Annotated in this window: 18 protein-coding genes and 1 pseudogene; 11 read left to right on the forward strand and 8 right to left on the reverse strand. The window is 72.3% G+C overall.

Annotated features, from left to right (window positions below):
* Window positions 1–2 precede the first annotated feature (2 nt).
* Genes AB0B40_RS03285 through AB0B40_RS03295 form a run of 3 tightly spaced genes read right to left on the reverse strand, consistent with a single transcriptional unit; the run spans window position 3 to window position 4,482 of the window.
* Window positions 3–944 (reverse strand): hydroxymethylglutaryl-CoA lyase, encoded by a 942-nt coding sequence (locus AB0B40_RS03285; RefSeq protein WP_345047569.1) that lies wholly within the window; start codon window positions 942–944, stop codon window positions 3–5.
* Window positions 941–2,854 carry an acetyl/propionyl/methylcrotonyl-CoA carboxylase subunit alpha gene (locus tag AB0B40_RS03290; protein WP_362262493.1) on the reverse strand — a complete coding sequence of 638 codons (1,914 nt, stop codon included), beginning with the start codon at window positions 2,852–2,854 and terminating at the stop codon, window positions 941–943. The genes AB0B40_RS03285 and AB0B40_RS03290 overlap by 4 nt, the downstream gene beginning before the upstream one ends.
* 11 nt (window positions 2,855–2,865) lie before the next feature.
* The gene (locus AB0B40_RS03295) at window positions 2,866–4,482 is read right to left on the reverse strand and encodes a carboxyl transferase domain-containing protein (protein WP_345047571.1); all 1,617 of its coding nucleotides are present in this window, start codon (window positions 4,480–4,482) and stop codon (window positions 2,866–2,868) included.
* A gap of 97 nt (window positions 4,483–4,579) precedes the next feature.
* Here AB0B40_RS03295 and AB0B40_RS03300 point away from each other — a divergent pair, with 97 nt between their 5' ends.
* Complete coding sequence (locus tag AB0B40_RS03300) at window positions 4,580–5,191, forward strand: TetR/AcrR family transcriptional regulator (protein WP_345047572.1); 612 nt, start codon at window positions 4,580–4,582, stop codon at window positions 5,189–5,191.
* A 241-nt stretch (window positions 5,192–5,432) separates the two neighbouring features.
* Here the strand turns inward: AB0B40_RS03300 and AB0B40_RS03305 are convergent, their stop codons facing one another.
* A complete protein-coding gene (locus AB0B40_RS03305; protein WP_345047574.1) occupies window positions 5,433–5,858 on the reverse strand; it encodes a DUF3592 domain-containing protein in 426 nt (141 codons plus the stop codon).
* 146 nt (window positions 5,859–6,004) lie between these two features.
* Between AB0B40_RS03305 and AB0B40_RS03310 the strand changes: the two genes are divergently transcribed.
* Entirely contained in the window at window positions 6,005–7,162 is a 1,158-nt protein-coding gene (locus AB0B40_RS03310; protein ID WP_228622002.1) for an acyl-CoA dehydrogenase family protein, read from the forward strand.
* A gap of 36 nt (window positions 7,163–7,198) precedes the next feature.
* Complete coding sequence (locus AB0B40_RS03315; protein WP_345047575.1) at window positions 7,199–8,080, forward strand: acyl-CoA thioesterase II; 882 nt, start codon at window positions 7,199–7,201, stop codon at window positions 8,078–8,080.
* A gap of 348 nt (window positions 8,081–8,428) precedes the next feature.
* Here the strand turns inward: AB0B40_RS03315 and AB0B40_RS03320 are convergent, their stop codons facing one another.
* From AB0B40_RS03320 to AB0B40_RS03330, 3 genes are all read right to left on the reverse strand, one after another.
* Window positions 8,429–8,770 carry a hypothetical protein gene (locus AB0B40_RS03320; protein ID WP_362262498.1) on the reverse strand — a complete coding sequence of 114 codons (342 nt, stop codon included), beginning with the start codon at window positions 8,768–8,770 and terminating at the stop codon, window positions 8,429–8,431.
* A gap of 87 nt (window positions 8,771–8,857) precedes the next feature.
* Window positions 8,858–9,646 (reverse strand): phosphatase, encoded by a 789-nt coding sequence (locus AB0B40_RS03325; RefSeq protein WP_362262501.1) that lies wholly within the window; start codon window positions 9,644–9,646, stop codon window positions 8,858–8,860.
* A gap of 78 nt (window positions 9,647–9,724) precedes the next feature.
* Window positions 9,725–11,233, reverse strand: coding sequence for a PucR family transcriptional regulator ligand-binding domain-containing protein (locus AB0B40_RS03330; protein WP_345047580.1), 1,509 nt, complete (start codon window positions 11,231–11,233; stop codon window positions 9,725–9,727).
* 206 nt (window positions 11,234–11,439) lie between these two features.
* Between AB0B40_RS03330 and AB0B40_RS03335 the strand changes: the two genes are divergently transcribed.
* The 3 genes from AB0B40_RS03335 to AB0B40_RS03345 are packed head-to-tail and all read left to right on the forward strand — an operon-like array spanning window position 11,440 to window position 15,637.
* The gene (locus AB0B40_RS03335) at window positions 11,440–12,900 is read left to right on the forward strand and encodes a sodium:solute symporter (protein ID WP_345047581.1); all 1,461 of its coding nucleotides are present in this window, start codon (window positions 11,440–11,442) and stop codon (window positions 12,898–12,900) included.
* A gap of 56 nt (window positions 12,901–12,956) precedes the next feature.
* Entirely contained in the window at window positions 12,957–13,925 is a 969-nt protein-coding gene (speB, locus tag AB0B40_RS03340; RefSeq protein WP_345047583.1) for an agmatinase, read from the forward strand.
* Window positions 13,926–13,948: 23 nt separating this feature from the next.
* Window positions 13,949–15,637, forward strand: coding sequence for a thiamine pyrophosphate-binding protein (locus AB0B40_RS03345; RefSeq protein WP_362262506.1), 1,689 nt, complete (start codon window positions 13,949–13,951; stop codon window positions 15,635–15,637).
* 9 nt (window positions 15,638–15,646) lie between these two features.
* On the opposite strand, the gene AB0B40_RS03350 is transcribed toward AB0B40_RS03345, so the two are convergent.
* Entirely contained in the window at window positions 15,647–16,081 is a 435-nt protein-coding gene (locus AB0B40_RS03350; protein WP_362262509.1) for an ATP-binding protein, read from the reverse strand.
* A gap of 24 nt (window positions 16,082–16,105) precedes the next feature.
* Between AB0B40_RS03350 and AB0B40_RS03355 the strand changes: the two are divergent.
* The 5 genes and pseudogenes from AB0B40_RS03355 to AB0B40_RS03375 form a co-directional block, all read left to right on the forward strand.
* Window positions 16,106–16,675, forward strand: a pseudogene (locus AB0B40_RS03355) (UTRA domain-containing protein); the annotation flags it as partial.
* 117 nt (window positions 16,676–16,792) lie between these two features.
* Complete coding sequence (locus tag AB0B40_RS03360) at window positions 16,793–18,139, forward strand: VanZ family protein (protein WP_362262512.1); 1,347 nt, start codon at window positions 16,793–16,795, stop codon at window positions 18,137–18,139.
* A 199-nt stretch (window positions 18,140–18,338) separates the two neighbouring features.
* Window positions 18,339–19,232, forward strand: a complete 894-nt coding sequence (locus AB0B40_RS03365; RefSeq protein WP_345047719.1) for a serine hydrolase — start codon at window positions 18,339–18,341, stop codon at window positions 19,230–19,232.
* A 151-nt stretch (window positions 19,233–19,383) separates the two neighbouring features.
* Window positions 19,384–20,310, forward strand: a complete 927-nt coding sequence (locus AB0B40_RS03370; protein ID WP_362262782.1) for a serine hydrolase — start codon at window positions 19,384–19,386, stop codon at window positions 20,308–20,310.
* A 238-nt stretch (window positions 20,311–20,548) separates the two neighbouring features.
* Window positions 20,549–24,268 carry an ABC transporter ATP-binding protein gene (locus AB0B40_RS03375; protein WP_345047588.1) on the forward strand — a complete coding sequence of 1,240 codons (3,720 nt, stop codon included), beginning with the start codon at window positions 20,549–20,551 and terminating at the stop codon, window positions 24,266–24,268.
* The last annotated feature ends 94 nt before the right edge of the window (window positions 24,269–24,362 follow it).

The raw sequence follows: 24,362 nt of genomic DNA on the forward strand, positions 1-24,362 counted from the left end.
GATCACTGGTCCTTGTGGGAGAGAGCGCGGACGGTACGGGACGGGCTGGGCCGGTCCAGATGGGCGGCCATCCACACGCTGGTGGCGGTCAGACGGCCGAGATCGACCCCGGTCTCGATGCCGAGGCCGTGCAGCATCCACACGAGGTCTTCGGTGGCGAGGTTGCCGGTGGCGGACTTGGCGTACGGGCAGCCGCCCAGGCCGCCCGCGGAGGCGTCCACCGTGGTCACCCCGTGCTGGAGGGCCGCCAGGGTGTTGGCGAGCGCCTGGCCGTAGGTGTCGTGGAAGTGCACGCCGATCACGTTCGTCGGCACGCCCGCCTCGTTCAGCACGGAGAGCAGTTCGAGGACGTGCCCCGGGGTGGCCACCCCGATCGTGTCGCCGAGGCTCAGCTCGTCGCAGCCCATGTCCCGCAGGGCCGTGCAGACGCGGGCCACCTGGTGCAGCGGCACCGCGCCCTCCCACGGGTCGCCGAAGCACATCGACACATAGCCGCGCACATGGACGCCCTCGTCCTTGGCGTGCCGCACCACCGGCTCGAACACCGCGAGGGACTCGTCCAGCGTGCGGTTGAGGTTGGCCTTGGCGAAGGACTCGGTGGCGCTGGCGAAGACGGCGACGCGCTCGGCGCCGAGGGCCAGCGCACGGTCCAGGCCGCGCTGGTTGGGGACCAGCACCGGAAGGTCGACGCCCAGGTCACGGACGAGGGGGAACAGGTCCTCGGCGTCAGCGAGTTGCGGCACCCACTTCGGGTGCACGAAGCTCGTCGCCTCGATCGTCGTCAGCCCCGCGCCGGCCAGCCGGCGGATGAACTCCGCCTTGATCTGCGTCGGTACGGCCGACTTCTCGTTCTGCAGCCCGTCGCGCGCGCCGACCTCGTGGATCCGCACGCGCGCGGGCAGGTCCTGGGCCGGTACGACCATGGGCAGTCCTTCGGCGCTCACTCGGCCTCCTCCTTGGGCGCGATGACGGCCAGCACCTGGTCCATGGCGACCGTGGCGCCCGGGGTCACGTCGAGCTCGGCGACGGTGCCGGCGTGCGGGGCGGAGATGACGTGCTCCATCTTCATGGCCTCGACGACCAGCAGGCTCTGGCCCGCGGCCACCTCGTCGCCGACGGCGACCTTCACGACGGTCACCGTGCCGGGCATGGGCGCGGTGAGCGAGTCGGCGCCCGCGTGCGCGGAGCGGGTGAGGGAGGCGGCCACCGGGTCGTGGTCGCGCACCTGCCAGGCGTCGCCGTCCCGGCCGAGCCAGTCACCGGCCCGGTCGAAGGTGTGCCGGACGCCGTCGAGGGTGACGCGGACCGCGGTGCCGGTGACGGTCGCGGTGCCACGCGGGGTGTACGTCACCGGCTCCTGCGCCCGCAGGGGGAAGGCGGGCGGCTTCGGGGTCCCGCCCAGCCGCCAGCCGTTCGGCACCGAGAAGGGGTCGGTCCAGCCCTCGTCCCGGGGCCGCAGCGCCTCCAGCCGCACGGCCGCCGCCGCCTCGTACACCTCCTCGGGGACGTCGGTGGAGACCAGCTCGTCCACCACCCGCTCCACCAGCCCGGTGTCCAGCTCGCCCGCCACCACCGCCGGATGCGCCAGCAGCCGCCGCAGGAAGCCCGCGTTGGTCTGCACGCCCAGCGTGACCGTCTCCGCCAGAGCCCCCCGGAGCCTGCGCAGCGCGGTCTCGCGGTCGGGGCCGTAGGCGATCACCTTGGACAGCATCGGGTCGTACAGGCTGCCGACCTCGGTGCCCTCGCTGAGCCCGGAGTCGGTGCGCACGCCGTCGCCCTGCGGCTCCTTCAGCAGCAGCACCGTGCCGCCGGACGGCAGGAAGCCGCGTGCGGGATCCTCCGCGCAGATCCGCGCCTCGACCGCGTGCCCGGTCAGCCGGACGTCCTCCTGCCCGAAGCCCAGCCGCTCACCGGCCGCCACCCGCAGCTGCCACTCCACCAGGTCCAGCCCGGTGACGAGTTCGGTGACCGGATGCTCCACCTGCAGACGGGTGTTCATCTCCATGAAGTAGTACGAGGACGGGTCCGTGCCCGGCACGATGAACTCCACCGTGCCCGCGCCCCGGTAGCCGCAGGAGCGGGCCGCCTGCACGGCCGCCTCGCCCATCGCGGTGCGGGTCTCCTCGTCGAGGAGCACGCTCGGCGCCTCCTCGATGATCTTCTGGTGGCGCCGCTGGAGCGAGCACTCGCGCTCCCCGAGGTGCACCACGTTGCCGTGACCGTCGGCCAGCACCTGGATCTCGATGTGCCGGGGCCGGTCCACCCACCGCTCCACCAGCAGGGTGTCGTCCCCGAAGGAGGCGCGGGCCTCGCGGCGGGCGGCGGCGATCTCCTCCTCCAGCAGCGTCATGTCCCGCACCAGCCGCATGCCCTTGCCGCCACCGCCGGCGGACGGCTTCAGCAGCACGGGCGCGCCCAGCTCGCGGGCCGCGCGCGCGAGGTCGGGGTCCCGTCCGCCCGGCACCACCGGCACCCCGGCCGCCTGCACCGTCTCCTTGGCCCGGATCTTGTCGCCCATGAGCGCGATGGCGTCGGCCGGCGGGCCGATGAAGACCAGCCCCGCCTCCTCGCACGCGCGCGCGAAGCCGGCGTTCTCGGCGAGGAAGCCGTACCCCGGGTGGACGGCCTGGGCGCCGGTGCGGGCGGCGGCGTCGAGCAGCCGTTCCACCGACAGATAGCTCTCGGCGGCCGGCGCCGGGCCGATCCGCACCGCCGTGTCGGCCTCCCGGACGTGCCGCGCGTCGGCGTCGGCGTCGGAGAAGACCGCCACCGAGCGCACGCCCAGCGAGCGCAGCGTACGGATCACGCGGACGGCGATCTCGCCCCGGTTGGCCACCAGCACTGTGTCGAACACGGTTCCCCTCCTCACATCCGGAAGACGCCGAACTGGGGCTCTCCCAGTGGCGCGCTGGCGCAGGCGGTCAGGGCGAGGCCCAGCACCTGGCGGGTCTCCAGCGGGTCGATCACGCCGTCGTCCCAGAGGCGGGCGGTGGCGTAGTAGGCGTTGCCCTGGCGCTCGTACTGCGCGCGGATGGGTGCCTTGAAGGCGTCCTCGTCGTCCGCGGGCCACTCCTCCCCGCGGGCTTCGAGCTGGTCGCGCTTGACGGTGGCGAGGACCGAGGCGGCCTGCTCGCCGCCCATCACGGAGATCTTGGCGTTGGGCCACATCCACAGGAAGCGGGGCGAGTAGGCCCGGCCGCACATCGAGTAGTTGCCCGCGCCGTACGAGCCGCCGACCACGACGGTCAGCTTCGGCACGCGCGTGCAGGCGACCGCCGTCACCATCTTGGCGCCGTGCTTGGCGATGCCGCCGGCCTCGTAGTCCTTGCCGACCATGAAGCCGGAGATGTTCTGCAGGAACACCAGCGGGATGCCGCGCTGGTCGCACAGCTCGATGAAGTGGGCGCCCTTCTGGGCGGACTCGGAGAACAGGATGCCGTTGTTGGCGACGATCCCGACCGGGTGGCCGTGGACGCGGGCGAAGCCGGTGACCAGGGTCTGCCCGAACTCGGCCTTGAACTCGGCGAACCGCGAGCCGTCGACCACGCGCGCGATGATCTCGCGGACGTCGTAGGGGGTGCGGGAGTCGACCGGGACCGCGCCGTAGAGCCCGTACGGGTCCACCTTCGGCTCGACGGACGCCCGTACCTCCCAGGGCAGCGGCCGCCGCGCCGGGAGCGTGGCCACGATGTTCCGGACGATCCTGAGCGCGTGCGCGTCGTCCTCGGCGAGGTGGTCGGTGACGCCCGAGATCCGGGAGTGGACCTCGCCGCCGCCCAGCTCCTCGGCGGTGACCACCTCGCCGGTCGCGGCCTTCACCAGCGGGGGCCCGCCGAGGAAGATCGTGCCCTGGCCGCGGACGATCACGGCCTCGTCGCTCATCGCCGGCACGTACGCGCCGCCGGCCGTGCACGAGCCGAGCACGGCGGCGATCTGCGGGATGCCGGCGCCGGACATCCGGGCCTGGTTGTAGAAGATCCGCCCGAAGTGCTCGCGGTCCGGGAACACCTCGTCCTGCATCGGCAGGAAGGCGCCGCCGGAGTCCACGAGGTAGACGCAGGGCAGCCGGTTCTCCAGGGCCACCTCCTGCGCGCGCAGGTGCTTCTTCACGGTCATCGGGTAGTACGTGCCGCCCTTGACCGTGGCGTCGTTCGCGACGACCACGCACTCGCGCCCGCTGACCCGCCCGATCCCGGCGATCACCCCGGCGGCCGGGGCCTGCCCGTCGTACATCCCGTCGGCCGCCAGCGGGGCCAGTTCCAGGAAGGGCGAGCCCGGGTCGAGCAGGGTGTCCACCCTGTCCCTGGGCAGCAGCTTGCCGCGCGCCGTGTGCCGGGCCCGGGCCTTCTCGCCGCCGCCGAGGGCCGCCGCGGCCAGCTTGGCGCGCAGCTCCTCCACGAGTGCGAGATGGGCCTGTTCATTGGCCCGCCAGGCCTCCGACGCGGGGTCTGCCGCGCTGTGAAGCTCCGGTGCCTCCTGCATCCTGCGGTTCCCCTCACCGGTCATCGATCCTGTTAATGAGCGTTAACCATTGCCTCCAGGTTAACGACCGCTAACCTCGCTGTCTAGAATTGTCGGCATGGCCAGCAGAACCGACGCCCCCACCCGCCGCGAGCAGATCCTGAAGGAGGCCGCCCGGCTCTTCGCCGAGCGCGGTTTCCACGGCGTCGGCGTGGACGAGATAGGCGCCGCGGTCGGCATCAGCGGCCCCGGCCTGTACCGGCACTTCCCGGGCAAGGACGCGATGCTCGCCGAGTTGCTGGTCGGCATCAGCGGGCAGCTGCTCACCGGGGCCAGGCGCCGCCTCGCGGAGGCCGACGGGGCCACCGGCGCCTCGGCGGTCCTGGACTCCCTCATCGAGGGTCACATCGACTTCGCCCTGGACGACCGCCCCCTGATCACCCTCCACGACCGGGAGCTGGACCGCCTGCGCGACAGCGACCGCAAGCTGGTCCGCCAGCTCCAGCGGCAGTACGTCGAGCTGTGGGTGGAGGTGGTCCGCGAGGTGTACCCGGCACTGACCGAGCCCGCCGCCCGCTCGGCCGTCCACTCGGTCTTCGGCCTGCTCAACTCCACGCCGCACCTGGGCCGCGCGGGCACGCTGCCGAGCCGGGGGGTGACCGCGGAACTGCTGCACCGGATGGCTCGGGGGGCGTTCGCGGCGGCGGAGCCGGGAGGGGCGGGCGACTGAGGGGGACGCCTCGCGGCGGCCCCCGAGGGGGACGGTGACCGCACCACAGGGCGACCTGAACGAACTGCCGGTGACCGCCGTGACCGCGGGGGACGCCCGCGCGGTACGGGCGTGGCTCCATGACGGCGCCGATCCGGACGCGCCGGGCCTCGACGGCCTGCCGGCGCTCCGCACGGCCGTGAACGGGTTCGACCACGAGACCGCCGCCGCCCGGAGTCGCCCCCACCAGCGCCGATCGCTGTCAGAGGGTGACGAGCAGGACGAGGACCACCGCCACCGTGCCCGCCGTCAGCACCGTCCCGAGCACCGTGAACACCTTGTCGACCGCCGGCGTGTCCCAGTCCTGGATGAGGAAGCGCCGGGGCTTCGCCGGGTCGTAGCGGATCACCACCGACGCGCCTACGGCGAAGCGCGGGGCGATGGTGTCCCGGCCGAAGCGGGACGCGTGCGTGCACTCGCGGCCGTCCTGGGTCGTCCAGGTCGCGACCGGGTGGCGGTACGTCGCGCCTTCGTCGCTTCGCGTGACGTCGTGGCGGACGATCCTGCCCCGCGCGGTGACACCGGTGCGGCGCAGGGCTTCCGCCCGGCGGCGTCCGGAGAGGCCGAAGCCGAGGAAGCCCGCGCCGGCGGTCAGTGGGACGAGCGAGAAAAGCCATTCGGGGCGCATGTCCTGTGCGACGCGCGACAGAGGGTGGCGGTTGCCGCGGGCGTGACCAGCGTTACCCCCCGCCGTCTCTGGACGCAGTCCCTACTCGCCGGTACCGTTGATCTGAGCAAGCGCTTAGACAGTCGACGTACGTGGAGGTGGCGGCCGTGCGCCGTACGGTGTTCAACGAGGATCACGAGGCGTTCCGGGAGACCCTCCGCGCCTTCATCGAGGCCGAGGTCGTCCCCGTCTACGACGAGTGGTTCGCCGCCGGCCAGGCCCCGCGCGACTTCTACTACAAGCTCGGTGAGCTGGGCATCTTCGGCATCAACGTGCCCGAGGAGTTCGGCGGCGCCGGCCTGGACAGCCACAAGTTCGAGGCCGTCCTCTACGAGGAGACCGCGCGCGCGGGCGTCCAGTTCGGCGGCTCCGGCGTGCACGTGCTGCTCGCGCTGCCCTACATCAAGATGCTCGCCACCGACGAGCAGAAGAAGCGCTACCTGCCGAAGTTCGTCACCGGCGAGGAGATGTGGGCCATCGCGATGACGGAGCCGGGCACCGGTTCCGACCTCGCGGGCATGAAGTCCACCGCCAAGCTCTCCGAGGACGGCACGCACTACGTCCTCAACGGCGCCAAGACCTTCATCACCGGCGGTGTGCACGCCGACAAGGTCATCGTCTGCGCCCGCACCGCCGCGCCCACCGCCGAGGACCGCCGCCACGGCATCTCCCTGTTCGCCGTGGACACCAAGTCCGAGGGCTACTCCGTCGGCCGCAAGCTCGACAAGCTGGGCCTGAAGACCTCCGACACCGCCGAGCTGGCCTTCGTCGACGTCAAGGTGCCCGTCGAGGACCTGCTCGGCGAGGAGAACAAGGGCTTCTACTACCTCGGCCACAACCTGGCCTCCGAGCGCTGGGGCATCGCCTTCGGCGCCTACGCGCAGGCCAAGGCCGCCGTCCGGTTCGCCAAGCAGTACGTGCAGGAGCGCACCGTCTTCGGCAAGCCGGTCGCCCACTTCCAGAACACCAAGTTCGAGCTGGCCGCCTGCCAGGCCGAGGTGGACGCCGCCGAGGCGGTCGCCGACCGGGCCACGGAGGCCCTGGACGCCGGCGAGCTGACCCCCGCCGAGGCCGCCTCCGCGAAGCTGTTCTGCACCGAGGTCGCCCACCGCGTGATCGACCGCTGCCTCCAGCTGCACGGCGGCTACGGCTACATGAACGAGTACCCGATCGCCCGCCTGTACGCGGACAACCGGGTCAACCGCATCTACGGCGGCACCAGCGAGATCATGAAGACGATCATCGCCAAGGACATGGGTCTGTAAGGTCCCCGCAATCACTGGCCGGTACAACCACAAGCCATGAGCCAGGCACTTCAGGATCTCCTCGATCTGCTCGACCTGGAGCAGATCGAGGAGAACATCTTCCGCGGCCGGTCCCGCTCCGCCGTCGTCCCCCGCGTCTTCGGCGGGCAGGTCGCGGCGCAGGCGCTGGTCGCCGCCGGGCGGACGGTCCCCGCGGACCGGCCCGCCCACTCGCTGCACGCGTACTTCCTGCGCCCCGGCGACCCCGGCGCGCCGATCGTCTACACCGTGGACCGCATCCGCGACGGCCGGTCCTTCACCACCCGCCGGGTGGTCGCCGTCCAGCACGGCAAGCCGATCTTCCACCTCTCGGCGTCCTTCCAGGCGCACGAGGAGGGGCTGGAGCACCAGCAGCCGATGCCCGCCTCGCCCGACCCGGCGACCCTGCCCACCTCCCAGGAGCGGCTGCGCGGCTACGGCCACCTCGCCCCCGAGGTCGTCGAGAGGTTCCTGGAGGCCCGCGAGGCGATCGACCTCAGGTACGTGGACGAGCCGCCGTACGGGCAGTACGGCGAGCCGCGCGAGCCGCACTCCCAGGTGTGGTTCCGCACCAACGGCAAGCTCCAGGGCGCCATAGACGAACCCCTGCTGCACGTCGTCCTCGCCACCTACGTCTCCGACATGACCCTGCTCGACTCCGTGCTGCTCGCGCACGGGCGCGGCGGCTGGGCCGTCGGTGACGTCGTGGGCGCCTCCCTGGACCACGCGATGTGGTTCCACCGGCCCTTCCGCGCCGACGAATGGCTGCTGTACGACCAGGAGTCGCCGTCCGCGCACGGCGGTCGCGGCCTGGGTCAGGCGCGCATCTACACCCAGGACGGACGGCTCGCCATCACGGTCATCCAGGAGGGCGTGGTCCGGGTTCCCAGACAGCTGTGAACGGGGGTGCGTTCGAGATGACGCGTGACGCGAGCGGGACTAGGCTCTCTGAGTGAAAGCCGCAGCGAACGGCATGCCCCGTACGAGGGATTCCGCAGGCTCGGGGATCCCCGGCCGCAGCACCCGACGACGCGATGGCGCGCGGGGGCTGTGAGGGTATCGGTGAATGCGCCGTTTCGTTCAATCCTTGCTGCGGTGACGTAGGAGACCGCGCCGCATCTTCCCCAACAGCCGCGGCGACGGCCATCCACCTCGCGCCTTCCTCCCGGGGAAACCGCGAGAGACGATGGAGATGGAAGGTATCCCATGCGATCACAGCGCACCAGGCGTCTTGTCGCGTTGTCCGCCTCAGGGCTGCTGCTCGCGGGCGGAGCCGCGTTCGGCACGGCCGGAAGCGCGTTCGCCTCGGACCACGGCAGCGACAGTTCCTACAGCAGGGACCACGGGGACCACAGCTGGTGGGGCGACGACGATGACGACGGCGGCTATGGCGGCTACGGCGACCATGGCGGCGACTACGGCGACCACGGCGGTGGCGGCGACTACGGCGGTGGTGGCGACCACGGCGGCGGTGGCGACCACGGCGGCGGTGGCGACCACGGCGGCGGTGGCGGCGGCGACCACGGTGGTGGCGGCGGCGGTCACGGTGGTGGTGGCGGCGGCGGTCACGGCGGCGGAGGAGGCGGCCACTGACCGATCAGGAGCTGATCACGAGGTGCGGCCCCGGCGACGGGGTCGCACCTCACGCCTGTCACCGTGTCAGGCCCTGTCACCGTGTCAGGCGAGGTTCGCCGCGGCGAGCAGATAGGCCGTCATCGGGTCGTAGTGGCGCGGGCTGACCACGTGGTCGTCGAGCGGGACGACCACCTGGACGGTGCCCTCGGCCTCGGCGAGGAACAGCGCCGGGTCGTTGCAGTCGGCGTACCCGACGGAGTCGACACCGTGCTGTCCCGCGTACCCGGCCCAGCCGTGGTCGGCGACCACCAGGTCCGGCAGCGGTCGCCCCGCGCGCTCAAGTCCGGTCAGCACGGCCCGCATCGGCTCCCCGGAGTGGGTGTGCCACAGCGTCGCCCCGTGTTCCAGCACGGCCACGTCCGCGAACTGCATCACGTAACCCTCGTCCGTCTGCAGCCCCTCCGGGATGACCACGATGTCGCAGCCGGCGGCGCGCAAAGCGGCGGCCGTGGCCCGGTGCACGTCCAGCAGGCCGCCCGGGTGGCCGGTCGCGAACAGCACCCGCTGGCGTCCCTCGGCCGCCTTGCGCAGCCGTGCCGCCATCCGCTCCAGCGCGTCCACCGTCAGCTCGGGGTCGATGGTGTCCTGCCCGTACCGGTACTCCGGGTCGTCGTTGACGCCCACCCGCTCGGCCATCACCGCGAGCACGTCCTGTTCGTCCGCCCAGCGGTCGCCCAGTTCCAGGCCGAGCCAGAAGTTGCGGACACCGTTGGCGAGCTGACGGTAGTGGGAGAGGTTGTTCTCGCGGGGCGTGGCGACGTCCCCCGCGATACGGGTTCGCGCCAGGTGTTCGACGAGCTGGGTGCGGCTGGGTGTCCCGGATATCGGCATGCCTTCCATTGTGGGGCAGTGCGCCGCCGGAGTCTTCGGCATATCGCCCGCTGGGACGGGTCTCACCCGCCCCTGCCGTCAGCCCCGCCGCAGCGCGAACCACAGCTCCATGCGTACGTCCGGGTCGTCCAGATCGGCGGCCAACAGCCCCGCGCAGCGGGCGATCCGCTGCCGCACGGTGTTGCGGTGCACGCCCAGCGCCACCGCCGTCCGGTCCCAACTGCCGTGCAGCGACAGCCAGGTCCGCAGGGTCTCGGCGAGCGCGGGCTGCCCCCCGAGGGGTGCGAGCAGGGTGCGGGCGTGCGTCTCGGCGTCCGCCGTCGGCACCAGGTCCGCCAGCGCCGGCCGGGCGGCGTGCCTGACCAGCGGAGTGCGGGTGGCGCGGGCGCGGGCGAGGGCGCGGGCGGCCTGGGTGTCGGCGGCCGGCCAGTCCCGCGGCTCGGCCGGTGCGCTCACGCCGACCGTCCAGCCGGGCTGCGGCGCCGGTTCCCGGTCCGCGGGCACCAGCACCCGTACGGCCTCACGGCCGAGGTCGACCAGGGGGGACCCCAGGGCGGCGCCGAGCGCGGAGGCGGTGACCGGGTCCGGCACCTGGGTCTCCGGCCGGGCGTGCACGACGAGCCACCGGCCGGTGCCGAGCAGCGGGGCCACCTCGCCCGGCGGAGCGCCCAGCAGCAGCCGCACGAGCGCGGAGGACCGGGCCGCGCCGGCCCCGCTGTGGCGCTCCCCGGTCAGCAGGGACAGCAGTACGGAGGCGACGGAGGCGATGGTGTGGTCGCCGGGCTCACGCCGGGAGGTGGCCACCCCGAGCACGAACCCCTCACCGGCGCCGAGGGCGTACACGGAGAGATGGGTGTCGCCGGAGGCGTCGGTGGCGGAGGTGGGCTGCGGACCGGCCGGGGCGGGGGCCGGCGTGGGGCGGTCGGGGCGGGCCGCCGGGCCGACCACGCCGGCCAGTTGCGCCAGTGCCCTCCCCACGCCCTCCGGTGCCTGCCGGCCCGCCGCCGCGACCTCCGAGCCGTCCGGGCCGTACAGCACCGCGCGCCCACCCAGGCGCTGGGCCAGCTGGCGCAGTACCGCGGGCACCGGATCCGGCCGGGAGGCGGCCGCCGCGAGGCTCTGCTGGGCCTCGGTGACGCGGCGCAGCTCGGCCAGCCGCGCCTGCGCCATCAGCTGCCAGACCGCGCGGGCCACGCCGGAGAACGTGGTCTGCGGCGGGACCTCCAACAGCGGCAGGCCGAGGCGGTCGCAGGCGGCGACCAGGGCGGGCGGGACCGTGTCGTGCACCGGGGCCACCCCGAACCCGAGGGCCGCGCCGCCGGCCGCGACGATCCGCGAGACGTAGTCGTCGAAGTACGTGCCGGTGCCCGCCGTCCCCGGGATGTGCACCCCGGCGGTGAGCAGCAGCTCACCGCCCAGCAGGTACGGGTAGGGGTCGGCCATCTCCGAGGTGTGCGCCCAGTGGACGACGGTGTCCGGGTCCGTGGGACCGGCGATCTGCCGCAGGCCCAGGTCCTCCCGGGCCAGCAGGGCCGTCAGCGGGACCGGCGGGGTCGGTGGGACGGCTGGGGTGATCGTCTCCGGCATGATGTGCGTTTCCTCCATCCCGCCCCGTTCATATGGATGAAACGTACTCTTCGCAGTCGCTTTCCGGCCACCTAGTGTCAACACGGAACGGCAGCCGCGGGTACGGGCGGATGTCCCCGCGATCCGCTGCCGTCGAGCCTCTTCGGAGGACCCCCCACGTCTTCGCACGACACGCCACCGACCGTGGAACGAAGGAGGGCCGCCCCATGGCCGTCGACTACACAGTGATCGTCGTCTATCTCGCCGGCATGCTGGCCATGGGCTGGTGGGGCATGCGCCGGGCCAGGTCCAAGAGCGAGTTCCTGGTGGCCGGCCGGCGCCTCGGCCCCGCCATGTACTCCGGGACCATGGCGGCGATCGTCCTCGGCGGCGCGTCCACCATCGGCGGGGTGGGTCTCGGCTACCAGTACGGCCTCTCCGGCGCCTGGATGGTCTTCACCATCGGCCTCGGTCTGCTCGCCCTGTCCGTCTTCTTCTCCGCGCGCATCGCCCGCCTGAAGGTCTACACCGTCTCCGAGATGCTCGACCTGCGCTACGGCGGCCGGGCCGGGGTGATCTCGGGCGTGGTCATGTGGGCGTACACCCTCATGCTCGCGGTGACCTCCACCATCGCCTACGCCACGATCTTCGACGTCCTGTTCGACGTGAACCGCACGGTCGCCATCGTCCTCGGCGGCTCGATCGTCGTCGCGTACTCGACCCTCGGCGGCATGTGGTCCATCACGCTCACCGACATGGTCCAGTTCGTCGTCAAGACCATCGGCGTGCTGCTGCTCCTGCTGCCGATCGCGGTCGTCAAGGCGGGCGGCTTCGCCGAGATGAAGGCCAAGCTGCCGACCGAGTACTTCGACCCGCTGGGCATCGGCGGCGAGACGATCTTCACCTATGTCCTGATCTACACCTTCGGCATGCTGATCGGCCAGGACATCTGGCAGCGCGTGTTCACCGCCCGCAGCGACAGGACCGCCCGGTGGGGCGGCACGGTGGCCGGGACCTACTGCCTGGTCTACGCGGTCGCCGGCGCGGTGATCGGCACGGCCGCCAAGGTGCTCTACCCCAAGCTGGGCTCCCCCGACGAGGCCTTCGCCACGATCGTGAAGGAAGAACTCCCCGTCGGCGTGCGCGGTCTGGTGCTGGCCGCCGCCCTGGCCGCCGTGATGTCGACCTCCTCCGGCGCCCTGATCGCCTGCGCCACGGTCGCCAACAACGACATCTGGTCGCGGCTGCGCGGCGCTGCACGGCGGGACGGCGAGGAGCACGACGAGGTCGCCGGCAACCGCGTCTTCATCCTGGTCATGGGCCTGGCCGTGATCGGCACGGCGATCGCGCTCAACAACGTGGTCGAGGCACTGACCCTGGCCTACGACCTCCTCGTCGGCGGCCTGCTCGTCCCCATCCTCGGCGGCCTGCTGTGGAAGCGGGGCACCGTCCAGGGCGCGCTGGCCGCCGTCGCCGTCGGCGGCCTCGCCGTCATCGGCCTGATGGCCGGCTACGGCATCCTCGCCAACGAACCCGTCTACTACGGCCTCCTCGCCTCCCTCGCGGCCTACGTCGCCGTCTCCCTGGCGACGCGGCCCACCGACGAGACGGTCCTCGCCGCCTGGCGTGAGCGCCTCGCCGGACGGTCCCCCGAACTCGTGTCCGAACCGGTCCCGACTCCCCAGTAGAGTCATAGGGAAAGCAGTACATGCGCGACGAAGCGCAGGAAAGAAGGCATTTCATCATGAGCAGCAACGAGACGCCCCGCGGCCCCGTCGACTCCTCCCGCGTCCCGCGGTACGCCGGCCCCGCGACCTTCGCCCGGCTGCCCCGGCTGGACGAGGTCGGCACCGCCGACGTCGCCGTCGTGGGCGTACCGTTCGACTCCGGTGTCTCGTACCGGCCGGGCGCCCGCTTCGGCGGCAACGCCATCCGCGAGGCGTCTCGGCTGCTGCGCCCCTACAACCCCGCCCAGGACGCCTCCCCCTTCGCCCTCGCCCAGGTCGCGGACGGCGGCGACATCGCCGTGAACCCGTTCAACATCAACGAGGCCGTCGACACCATCGAGGCCGCCGCCGACGACCTGCTCGGCACCGGCGCCCGTCTGATGACCCTCGGCGGCGACCACACCATCGCCCTGCCGCTGCTGCGCTCGGTGGCGAAGAAGCACGGCCCGGTCGCCCTGCTCCACTTCGACGCCCACCTGGACACCTGGGACACCTACTTCGGCGCCGAGTACACGCACGGCACCCCGTTCCGCCGCGCGGTCGAGGAGGGCATCCTCGACACCGAGGCGCTCTCCCACGTCGGTACCCGCGGCCCCCTCTACGGCAAGCAGGACCTCACCGACGACGAGAAGATGGGCTTCGGCATCGTCACCTCCGCGGACGTCTACCGCCGCGGCGCCGACGAGGTCGCCGACCAGCTGCGCCAGCGCATCGGCGACCGCCCGCTGTACATCTCCATCGACATCGACTGCCTCGACCCGGCCCACGCCCCCGGCACCGGCACCCCGGAGGCGGGCGGCATGACCTCCCGCGAGCTGCTGGAGATCCTGCGCGGCCTGGCGTCCTGCAACCTGGTCTCGGCGGACGTCGTCGAGGTGGCGCCCGCGTACGACCACGCCGAGATCACCTCGGTCGCGGCCTCCCACACCGCCTACGAACTGACCACCATCATGAGCCGCCAGATCGCGGCGGCCCGCAACGCCTGACGCACCCTAGGGGACCGAGAGCAGTGACCCACGACCACGACCTGGTACTCCGCCCGACGCCCGCGCAGACGGAGGCCGCGCTGAACCCGCCCCCGGGCCGCAACGGCGGAGACCTGGTCGTGGAGACCCTGGCCGGGCTGGGCGCGACCACCGTCTTCGGCCTGCCCGGCCAGCATGCCCTCGGCATGTTCGACGCCCTGCGCCGCTCCTCGCTGCGCTACGTCGGCCTGCGGGTCGAGAACAACGCGGGCTTCGCGGCCGACGCGTACGGCAGGATCACCGGCGAGGCCGCCCCGCTGCTCCTGTCGACCGGTCCCGGCGCCCTGACCTCGCTCGCCGCCCTCCAGGAGGCGGCGGCCGCCTCCGCCCCCGTCCTGGCGATCAGCAGCCAGATCCCCACGGCGGGCCTCGGCGGAGGCCGGCACGGCTACCTCCATGAACTCCCCGACCAGGCGGCCTCGTTCCGGGGCGTGGTCAAGTCCGTCCACACCGTCCGCACCCAGTCCCAGATCCCCTCCGCCATCGCGGCGGCCTGGCGGTCGGCGCTGACGGTCCCGCACGGCCCGGTCTGGGTGGAGATTGCCCAGGACGTACTCCTGGCGGAGACGCCCCTGCCGGTGGTGACGGCGATGGACGCGACCCCCGAGGACGTGGTCCCGCGCCCCGAACTGACGGCGGTGGCCGCCGACCTGCTGTCGAACGCGTCCCGCCCGGCGGTCATCGCGGGCGGCGGTGTCGTACGCTCCGACGCCTCCGGCAAGCTCCGGGCGCTGGCCGAGAAGCTGAACGCCCCCGTCGTCACGACCTTCGGCGGCAAGGGCGCCTTCCCCTGGGAGCACCCGCTGTCCCTCCAGTCCTGGCTGGAGGACCGGCACACGACGGACTTCCTGGAGGACGCGGACGTCCTCCTGGTGGTCGGCTCGGGCCTCGGCGAACTCTCCTCCAACTACCACACGTTCAAGCCCCGGGGCCGGGTGATCCAGATCGAGGCCGACCCCGGCAAGCTGGAGTCCAACCACCCCGCCCTCGGTATCCACGCCGACGCCCGCCTGGCGCTCCAGGCCCTGCTGGAGACGGTGACGGACCGGCCCGACGAGTCGGCGCCGCGGCGGGTGCGGCAGCTTCTCGCGAAGGTCGCCGACCGCATCGCCTCCCAGGAACTCACCCTGGAACAGGAGGTGCTGGCATCCGTCCGCCGGGCGCTCCCCGCCACCTCCCCGTCCTTCTGGGACATGACGATCCTGGCGTACTGGGCCTGGTCGGCGTTCGACCCCAAGGGCGCCAACACCATGCACTCGGCCCAGGGCGCCGGCGGCCTCGGCTACGGCTTCCCGGCGGCCCTGGGCGCGGCGGCGGCCGACCCCTCCCGCCCGGTGCTGGCGGTGTCGGGCGACGGCGGCGCCCTGTACTCGATCGCCGAGCTGGCGACGGCGAGGCAGTACGGCCTGAACGTCACCTGGCTGATCGTCGACGACGGCGGCTACGGCATCCTCCGCGAGTACATGACGGACACCTTCGGCCAGGCCACGGCCACGGAACTGACCCGCCCGGACTACGTGGCCCTGGCGGAGTCATTCGGCGTACCGGGGGTGCGGACGACTCCGGAGACCCTGGAGACCGACCTGACGAAAGCCCTGGCGACCCCGGGCCCGTCGGTGGTCGTACTCCCGGCGGTACTGCGGATGTTCGCGCCGACGCATCTGGGTCAGTGACGCCGCGGATCAGGCAGAGGGAGGCAGCTCCAACTCTGCCCAGGTCGCTTCGCCGATGCCGTACCGACGGGGACAGCAGCCCCAGCTGACCGCGAGCGCGATGACGATGGCGAGGCCGCGACCGTGCTCGTCCTCGGTTGTGGCCGTCCTCGCCTGCGGCAGGGCGCAGTTGGCGTCGGCGACCTCTACACGCAGCCGGCCGTCGTACCGGGCGACCCGCACACCGATCTCCCGGCCCGATGGTCTCCGGGCGTGCTGGATGGCGTTGCTCATCAGCTCCGGCAGCAACAACTCCGCGGTTTCGGCGATTTCCGTAGCGACCTTCCACTCGGCGAGCTGCGCGCGGACAAGCGCGCGTGCGCGTCCGGCACTGCGAGGACTGTGGGGTAACCGCCAGTTCCTCTCGGCCCGCACCGGGAAGCTGGGACGGCCGGGGTGCGACACCGTCTGGCATGGGGACCTCCGAACGCCGAGGCTCGCAGGGGGGTCGGTGTGTTCGTACGGGACTTCAGGCCTGTCCGGCGTCGCGGCATCGAGCGGCTGGCGCGGTCGCGGTGGGGCGAGGGGCGCTCCGTCTGGTCGGCGGACATCGCAAACCGTGAACTGACCGTCGACTCGGTCGAGGTGACATATGAGCCCGCGCCGGCCGTCATCGCGGCCGTCATGGATCTGGACGAGGAGACGAACGTCTGCGTCCGGCGCCGTCGCTTCGTACTCGACGGCAAACCGGTGCTGCTGTCCACGCCCTACCTGCCGGCGGAACTCGTCGCCGGTACCCCGATCACCCAGCCGGACACGGGGCCGGGCGGTACCTATGCGCGGTTGGCGGATCTCGGACACGGGCCGGTCCGTTTCCGGGAGGAGATCCGCTCCCGCATGCCCGCGCACGACGAGGTCGAGTGGCTGGCCTTGTCCGCGGGAGTGCCCGTGGTCCTGCTCGCGCGAACCGCCTTCGATACGGAGGGCCGGGTCGTGGAGGTGAACGAGATGACGCTCGACTCCGCCGCCTACGTCCTGGAGTACGAGTTCGAGGCGTGATCCGCACCGCGCGCGGATGAGGGAACTGCTCCGGCCCGCACGCCGTCCTTCGAAGTGATCAAGGTCGTATGGCCCTGACAAGGCCGTGCGAGTCGGCACTACGGGGGAGTGCAAGGCGTGTTCGAGGCTGTGTTCCGGGACGACTACGGGTTTCTGGGCGGCCTCACCGTCGTCGCTGCCGTGCTCGGTGGGGCGGCGTGGTGGGGGGCCCGGCGGTGGCGGGCGGAGCATGCCTTCTGGTGGCTGCCGTTCGTCTTCTGCCTCACCGGCGTGCTCGGGGTCACCCTCGCGCTGCGGTCCGGTGAGGGCGGCGGCGCTGCCGAGTGTGTGATCGACCATCAGCTCACCGAGCCGCTGCACACCACCCAGGGACAGTGGAACCTGGCCATGTTCGTGCCGGTGGGACTGTTCGGCGTACTGGCCCTGCGGCGGCCCCTGCCCGTGCTGGCCGGGGTGCTCGCGCTGCCCTGCCTCATCGAACTCACCCAGGCGGTCGCCCCGTTCGCCGGCGGCATCTGCGACAGCGCCGACGTCGAGATGAACGTGGGCGGCGGACTGACCGGTCTGGCCGTGGGGCTCCTGGCGGTGCGCGGGCGGGTCGCCTGGCGGGCCGGGGCCAGGTCCGCCCTGGTGCTCCTCGGGGTGCTCGGCCTGCTCGGGGCGGTCACGGTCCGGACCGCGGTCACCCTGAACCATGTCGACGGCTCCAGTGTCCGGGACGCGGACGGCGACGAGCGGACGGCCGCCGAGCGGGCGGTACGGCAGGCCTTCGGCGACCGGTACCGGGTCGGGCGCGTACAGATCAGCCCGGGTCTGGACGGCTACAACGGCTGGATGCACATCCATTTCGCGGGCGGCTTCACCGGCGACCTGATGTGGCCCGGAGGACGCCGGCTGACCGTGTTCACGAACACCGTCCACCCCTCGGAGGCCGGCTTCCCGGTGCCGGGCGCGAGCAGGCCCCGGACCACCGAGGACGCCTACCGCATCGCCCGCACCTACATGCGCGCCCAGTACCCCTGGGCCGCATCGGCGTCCTGGCACGCCACACGGGTGGTCCACGACAGCGAGGGCGCCGGGTGGGTCACCTCCTGGCGGTTCAAGGAGCGCGGTGTGGAGATGCCCCGCAGCCTCGACGTCCGTCTCAACAGCGCCGGACGCGTCTTCGGCCTGTCGGTGGACCTCGGACCCAGGCACCTCGACCTTCCCGCCCGCCTGATCTCGGCGCGGCGGGCCGAGGAGATCGTCCGCGAGGACCAGAACAAGGGCCGCACCGACGCCTCCGGGCCGCGCGTGCACGCGGGGCCGCTCATGACCGAACGCACCAGGGGCAACACCGGGCCCTGGCGCGCGATCTGGTCGGTGGCTGTCACCGACACCGGGTGCGTTCCCGACGCGGACGGCAACGGCTGCGAGCCCTCGACGGTGGAGGTGGACGCGCGTACCGGCGCGCTCTTGGGGTGAGCCGCCTGCTCCTCGGCAACGGCCCCCGCCCCGGTCGTGAACCCCGACTCCCCCTCTGCGAACATGCGTACAACTTTCGACCGCCCTGGCGAGTCGAACCACGCAGCGCACGGGTGCGCTCAACGGCGTTCAGGGGGACGCCCGTACGACGTTCGAGGGGGAACCTTTCATGACTCACCGGATACCCGGCCGTGCCGGCATGCTCGCGGCCGCCGTCAGTGCCGCGCTGCTCATACCGGCCGTCACCGCTGCCACCCCGGCCGCGGCGGTCACACCCGCAGTGACCTGCACGTCCGCCAAGGCCGGCCTGGCCGCCAAGCTGAAGACCGACATCACCGCCGCCCTGAGGAACCGCAAGGGCACCGTCGCCGTCGGCCTGTACGACCGCTCCACCAAGACCACCTGCACCCTGCGGGCCACCAGCGCCTACGACTCGGCCAGCACCGTCAAGGTCACCGTGCTCGCCACGCTGCTGTGGGACGCCAAGAAGCACAACCGGTATCTGACGAGCACCGAGCAGTCGCTCGCCACGGCCATGATCACCAGGTCCGACAACGACGCGACCAGCAAGCTGTGGAAGCAGCTGGGCCTGACGAAGATCAAGGGCTTCCTGTCCGCCGCGGGCATGACCAAGACCGTGCCGGGCGCGAACGGTTACTGGGGGCTGACCCGGGAGAACGTCACCGACGAGCAGAAGCTGCTGAAGCTCGTCACCGCCAAGAACACGGTGCTGAGCGACAGTTCGCGGGCCTACATCCTGAAGCTGATGGGCCAGGTCGTCTCCTCGCAGCGCTGGGGCACCCCGGCCGGTGCGCCCTCCTCCGTCTCCAAGCACGTCAAGAACGGCTGGCTGCAGCGCTCCACGCACGGCTGGCGGGTGCACAGCCTGGGCACCTTCAACGGCGCCGGCCACGACTACGTGATCACGGTGCTGACGCAGGACAACAGCACGATGGACTACGGCGTGACCACGATCCAGAACGTCGCCAGGGCCATCCACAGGGACCTCGTGCCGACGCAGTCCGCCAGCAGCCTCTACGCCCCGACGAGCCGGCCCAGCGAGGCGCTCGTCCCGGTGCCGCCGCAGGGCTGACACGGACCCCGCGGAGGCACGGCGGGTCCGTGCCTCCGCGGGACGTTTCCGCAGCTGTACTCGGCGGACTCCAACGCCCGCCGCGAAAAGAAGTGTTCAGGGATACGTCCGTACGACGTTCAGGGGGAACCTCTTCATGACCCACCGACTGATGCCCCGTCGGATATCCGGCCGATCCGGCGCGCTGGCGGCCGCCATCGGCGCCGCGCTGCTCGTACCGGCCGTCACGGCCGCCACCCCGGCCGCGGCGGCGCCCGCGCCCGACGTCAGCTGCACGTCCGCCAAGGCGGGCCTGGCCGCCAAGCTGCAGGCGGACATCACCGCCGCCCTGAAGGACCGCACCGGCACCGTCGCCGTCGGCCTGTACGACCGGTCCACCGACACCACCTGCACGCTGAACGCCGCCACCGCCTTCGACTCGGCCAGCACCGTCAAGGTCACCGTGCTCGCCACGCTGCTGTGGGACGCCAAGAACACCGGCCGGTACCTGACCGACACCGAGGCCGACCTGGCCACGGCCATGATCACCCAGTCCGACAACGACGCGACCAGCAAGCTGTGGAAGCAGCTGGGTCTGGCGAAGATCAAGGGCTTCCTGGCCGCCGCCGGGATGACGAAGACCGTGCCGGACGCGGAGGGCTACTGGGGGCTGACCCAGGAGAACGTCACCGACGAGCAGAAGCTGCTCAAGCTCGTCACCGCCAAGAACACGGTGCTGAGCGACAACTCGCGGGCCTACATCCTGAAGCTGATGGGCCAGGTCGTCTCCGACCAGCGCTGGGGCACGCCCGCCGGTGCGCCGTCCTCCGTCGCCGTGCACGTCAAGAACGGGTGGCTGGAGCGCTCCGCGCACGGCTGGCGGGTGCACAGCCTGGGCACCTTCAACGGAGCCGGCCACGACTACGTGATCAGCGTGCTGACGCAGGACAACAGCACGATGGACTACGGCGTGGCCACGATCCAGAACGTCGCCAGGGCCATCCACAGGGACCTCGTGCCGACCACCGCGTCCACCAGGCTCTACACCCCGACGAACCGGCCCGGCGAGGCGCTCGTCCCGGTACCGCCGCGGGGCTGACGCGAAGGCGCCCGCGCGGCGGAGGCCGCACGGGACGGTGTCCCGCCGGACACCGTCCCGCGACGGCTGCCAGAAGGCGGCGCGGACCATGCGCTCCTCTTTTCCTGCGGGTGCGTGTCCGAACGTTCTCCTGCGGTACGCGTCCGGTAATCAACGTCGTTTTGTTGCGGAGGGATGAAATCCGCTTCCCTGGGCGTTGGTGTGTTCCGGACGAGCAGGCCGACAGGAAGGCACCCGAGTGGCACCGCGACGGGGATGGGCAGGACGGCTGGCGGGCTACGCCTGGCGGTACCGCAAGGACGTGATCCTGGCCCTCGGCTCCTCCCTGGCCGGCATGGCCGTACTGGCCGTCGTGCCGCTGATCACCAAGGTGATCATCGATGACGTGATCGGCGGCCACAGCCGCGCCATGGCCCCCTGGGCGGGCGCCCTGACAGGCGCGGCCGTCCTCGTCTACGCCTGCGCCTACGTCCGCCGCTACTACGGCGGCCGGCTCGCCCTGGACGTCCAGCACGACCTGCGGACCGAGATGTACGGCACGATCACCCGGCTGGACGGCCGCCGCCAGGACGAGCTGTCCACCGGGCAGGTCGTCGGCCGGGCCACCAGCGACCTCCAGCTGATCCAGGGCCTGCTCTTCATGCTCCCGATGACCATCGGGAACGTCCTGCTCTTCCTGATCTCCCTGGTGATCATGGCGTGGCTGTCGCTGCCGCTGACCCTGATCGCCGTGGCCGTCGCACCCGCCCTGGGCTGGATCGCCCGGCGCAGCCGCACCCGGCTGCACCCCGCCACCTGGTACGCCCAGGCCCAGGCCGCCGCGGTCGCCGGAGTGGTCGACGGCGCGGTGAGCGGCGTACGCGTGGTGAAGGGCTTCGGGCAGGAGGAGCAGGAGACCGGCAAGCTGCGCGAGGTCAGCCGCCGCCTCTTCGCGGGCCGCCTGCGCACGATCCGCCTGAACAGCAAGTTCACCCCGGCCCTGCAGGCCGTCCCGGCGCTCGGCCAGGTCGCCATGCTGGCCCTCGGCGGCTGGCTCGCCGTCCGCGGTCACATCACGCTCGGCACCTTCGTGGCCTTCTCCACCTACCTGTCCCAGCTGGTCGGCCCGGTCCGGATGCTCGCGATGGTCCTCACCGTCGGCCAGCAGGCCCGCGCGGGCACCGAGCGCGTCCTGGAGCTGATCGACACCGAGCCGACCCTGAGGGACGGCACCAAGGAGCTGCCCGCGGACGCGCCCGCGACGGTCGAGTTCGACGACGTCTCCTTCGGGTACGACCCCGAGCGCCCCGTCCTCCAAGGGCTCAGCCTGGAGATCCGGCCCGGCGAGACCCTGGCCGTCGTCGGCTCCTCCGGCTCCGGCAAGTCCACCCTCTCCCTGCTCCTGCCGCGCTTCTACGACGTCAGCCGCGGCGCCGTCCTGATCGGCGGCCACGACGTCCGCGAGCTGACCCTGGAGTCGCTCAGGGCCGCGATCGGCCTGGTCCCGGAAGATTCGTTTCTCTTCTCCGACACCGTCCGCAACAACATCGCCTACGGCCGCCCGGACGCCACGCAGGAGGAGATCGAGGCCGCGGCCCGCGCAGCCCAGGCGCACCGCTTCATCGCCGAGCTGCCCGACGGCTACGACACCACGGTCGGCGAGCAGGGCCTGACCCTCTCCGGCGGCCAGCGCCAGCGGGTCGCGCTCGCCCGCGCCCTGCTCACCGACCCGCGCCTGCTGGTCCTGGACGACGCCACCTCGGCCGTGGACGCCCGGGTCGAGCACGAGATCCACGAGGCGCTGAAGCAGGTGATGGAGGGCCGCACCACCCTGCTCATCGCCCACCGCCGCTCCACCCTGAACCTCGCCGACCGCATCGCCGTCCTGGACGGCGGCCGGCTCGCCGACCTCGGCACCCACGAGGAACTCCAGGAGCGCTCGCCCCTCTACCGCCGCCTGCTCACCGACCCGGACGAGCTGGGCGGCGTCTCCCCGGGCCACGCCCGCCCGGCCGGGCCGCCGGAGGACACCTCCGTCCGCGAGGAGCTGGACGCCGAGTTCGACGCCGAGCGCGGCGTGACCCCCCGGCTGTGGACCGGTGACCGCGAGCCGAGGGACCCGGCGCTCGCCGGCACCCCGGCCACCCCGCAGCTCCTCGCCCAGGTCGAGGCGCTGCCGCCCGCCACCGACACCCCGGGCGTCGACGAGGACCGCGCGGTCCTGCCCGAGGACTCCTACGGCCTGCGCCGGCTGCTGCGCGGCTTCGGGCCGCCCCTGCTCGTCAGCCTGCTGCTGGTCGCCGTGGACGCCGGTTCCGGCCTGCTGCTGCCGGTGCTGATCCGGCACGGCATCGACTCCGGTGTCACCAGGATGGCGGTCGGCGCGGTGTGGTCGGCCTCCCTGCTCGCCCTGCTGACCGTGCTCGTGCAGTGGGCCGCGCAGACCGGCGAGACCCGGATGACCGGCCGTACCGGCGAACGCGTGCTGTACACGCTGCGGCTGAAGATCTTCGCCCAGCTGCAGCGGCTCGGCCTGGACTACTACGAGCGCGAGCTGACCGGCCGGATCATGACCCGCATGACGACCGACGTCGACGCCCTGTCGACGTTCCTCCAGACGGGCCTGGTCACGGCGTTCGTCTCGGTCGTCACCTTCTTCGGCATCATGGTCGCCCTGCTGGTGCTCGACGTACAGCTCGCCCTCGTCGTCTTCGCCACCCTGCCCCCGCTGGCCGTGGCCACGTTCTTCTTCCGCCGGGCGAGCGTGAAGGCGTACGAACTCGCCCGCGAGCGGGTCTCCGCGGTGAACGCCGACCTCCAGGAGACCGTGGCCGGCCTGCGGATCGTGCAGGCCTTCCGGCGGGAGCGGGACGGCGGGCGGCGGTTCGCCGAACGCAGCGAGGACTACCGGAGCGCCCGCATCCGCGGCCAGTGGCTGATATCGGTCTACTTCCCGTTCGTGCAGCTGCTGTCCTCGGTCGCCGCGGCGGCCGTGCTGGTCGCGGGCGCGAGCCGGGTGGAGGCGGCCACCCTCACGACGGGCGCCCTGGTGGCCTACCTGCTCTACATCGACCTGTTCTTCGCGCCCGTCCAGCAGCTCTCCCAGGTCTTCGACGGCTACCAGCAGGCCACGGTGTCGCTGGGCCGCATCCAGCAGCTGCTGCGCGAGCCGACGTCCACGAAACCCGCCGACGAACCCCTCGCCGTGCCGTCCCTCCGGGGCGACATCGCCTTCGAGGACGTGCGGTTCGCGTACGGCGACGAGGAAGAGGCGCTGTCGGGCATCGACCTGCGGATACCGGCCGGGCAGACGGTGGCCTTCGTCGGCGAGACGGGCGCCGGCAAGTCCACCCTCGTCAAGCTGGTGGCGCGGTTCTACGACCCGACCGCCGGGCGGGTCACGGCCGACGGCGCGGATCTGCGCGGCCTGGACCTCACCTCCTACCGGCACCGGCTCGGGGTCGTCCCGCAGGAGGCCTACCTCTTCCCGGGCACCGTCCGCGACGCCATCGCCTACGGCCGCCCCGACGCCACGGACGCCGAGGTGGAGGCGGCTGCCCGGGCGGTCGGCGCGCACGAGATGATCGCCACGCTGGAGGGCGGCTATCTGCACGAGGTCGCCGAACGCGGCCGCAACCTCTCGGCGGGCCAGCGCCAGCTGATCGCCCTCGCCCGCGCCGAACTGGTCGACCCGGACATCCTGCTCCTGGACGAGGCCACGGCCGCCCTGGACCTGGCCACGGAGGCACAGGTCAACCAGGCCACCGACCGCCTGGCGGGCCGCCGTACGACGCTGGTGGTGGCCCACCGCCTGACCACCGCGGCCCGCGCGGACCGGGTGGTGGTGATGGACCACGGCCGGGTCGCCGAGGACGGCACCCACGAGGAACTGCTGGCCCTCGGCGGCCGGTACGCCGAGCTGTGGCGGACCTTCGTCGGCCAGGGCGAGCCGGAGGAGCCGGTCGGCGTGTCCCGCTGAGCCCCGGGGCAGGATTCAGGCCGGGTCCGCGCCGGGACCCGGCCGCCGCGCCGCGCTGACGGTCGTGCAACCATCCGACACACCCGTGCGTCCG

Source organism: Streptomyces sp. NPDC042638 (assembly GCF_040647235.1).
GTDB lineage: Bacteria > Actinomycetota > Actinomycetes > Streptomycetales > Streptomycetaceae > Streptomyces > Streptomyces rameus.

Bases quoted from the DNA above. Each gene is read 5' to 3' on its own strand.
- AB0B40_RS03295 (WP_345047571.1), bottom strand. From the start codon at position 4,482: ATGCAGGAGGCACCGGAGCTTCACAGCGCGGCAGACCCCGCGTCGGAG.
- AB0B40_RS03300 (WP_345047572.1), top strand. From the start codon at position 4,580: ATGGCCAGCAGAACCGACGCCCCCACCCGCCGCGAGCAGATCCTGAAG.
- AB0B40_RS03305 (WP_345047574.1), bottom strand. From the start codon at position 5,858: ATGCGCCCCGAATGGCTTTTCTCGCTCGTCCCACTGACCGCCGGCGCG.
- AB0B40_RS03315 (WP_345047575.1), top strand. From the start codon at position 7,199: ATGAGCCAGGCACTTCAGGATCTCCTCGATCTGCTCGACCTGGAGCAG.
- AB0B40_RS03325 (WP_362262501.1), bottom strand. From the start codon at position 9,646: ATGCCGATATCCGGGACACCCAGCCGCACCCAGCTCGTCGAACACCTG.
- AB0B40_RS03330 (WP_345047580.1), bottom strand. From the start codon at position 11,233: ATGCCGGAGACGATCACCCCAGCCGTCCCACCGACCCCGCCGGTCCCG.
- AB0B40_RS03335 (WP_345047581.1), top strand. From the start codon at position 11,440: ATGGCCGTCGACTACACAGTGATCGTCGTCTATCTCGCCGGCATGCTG.
- speB (WP_345047583.1), top strand. From the start codon at position 12,957: ATGAGCAGCAACGAGACGCCCCGCGGCCCCGTCGACTCCTCCCGCGTC.
- AB0B40_RS03365 (WP_345047719.1), top strand. From the start codon at position 18,339: ATGCTCGCGGCCGCCGTCAGTGCCGCGCTGCTCATACCGGCCGTCACC.
- AB0B40_RS03370 (WP_362262782.1), top strand. From the start codon at position 19,384: ATGCCCCGTCGGATATCCGGCCGATCCGGCGCGCTGGCGGCCGCCATC.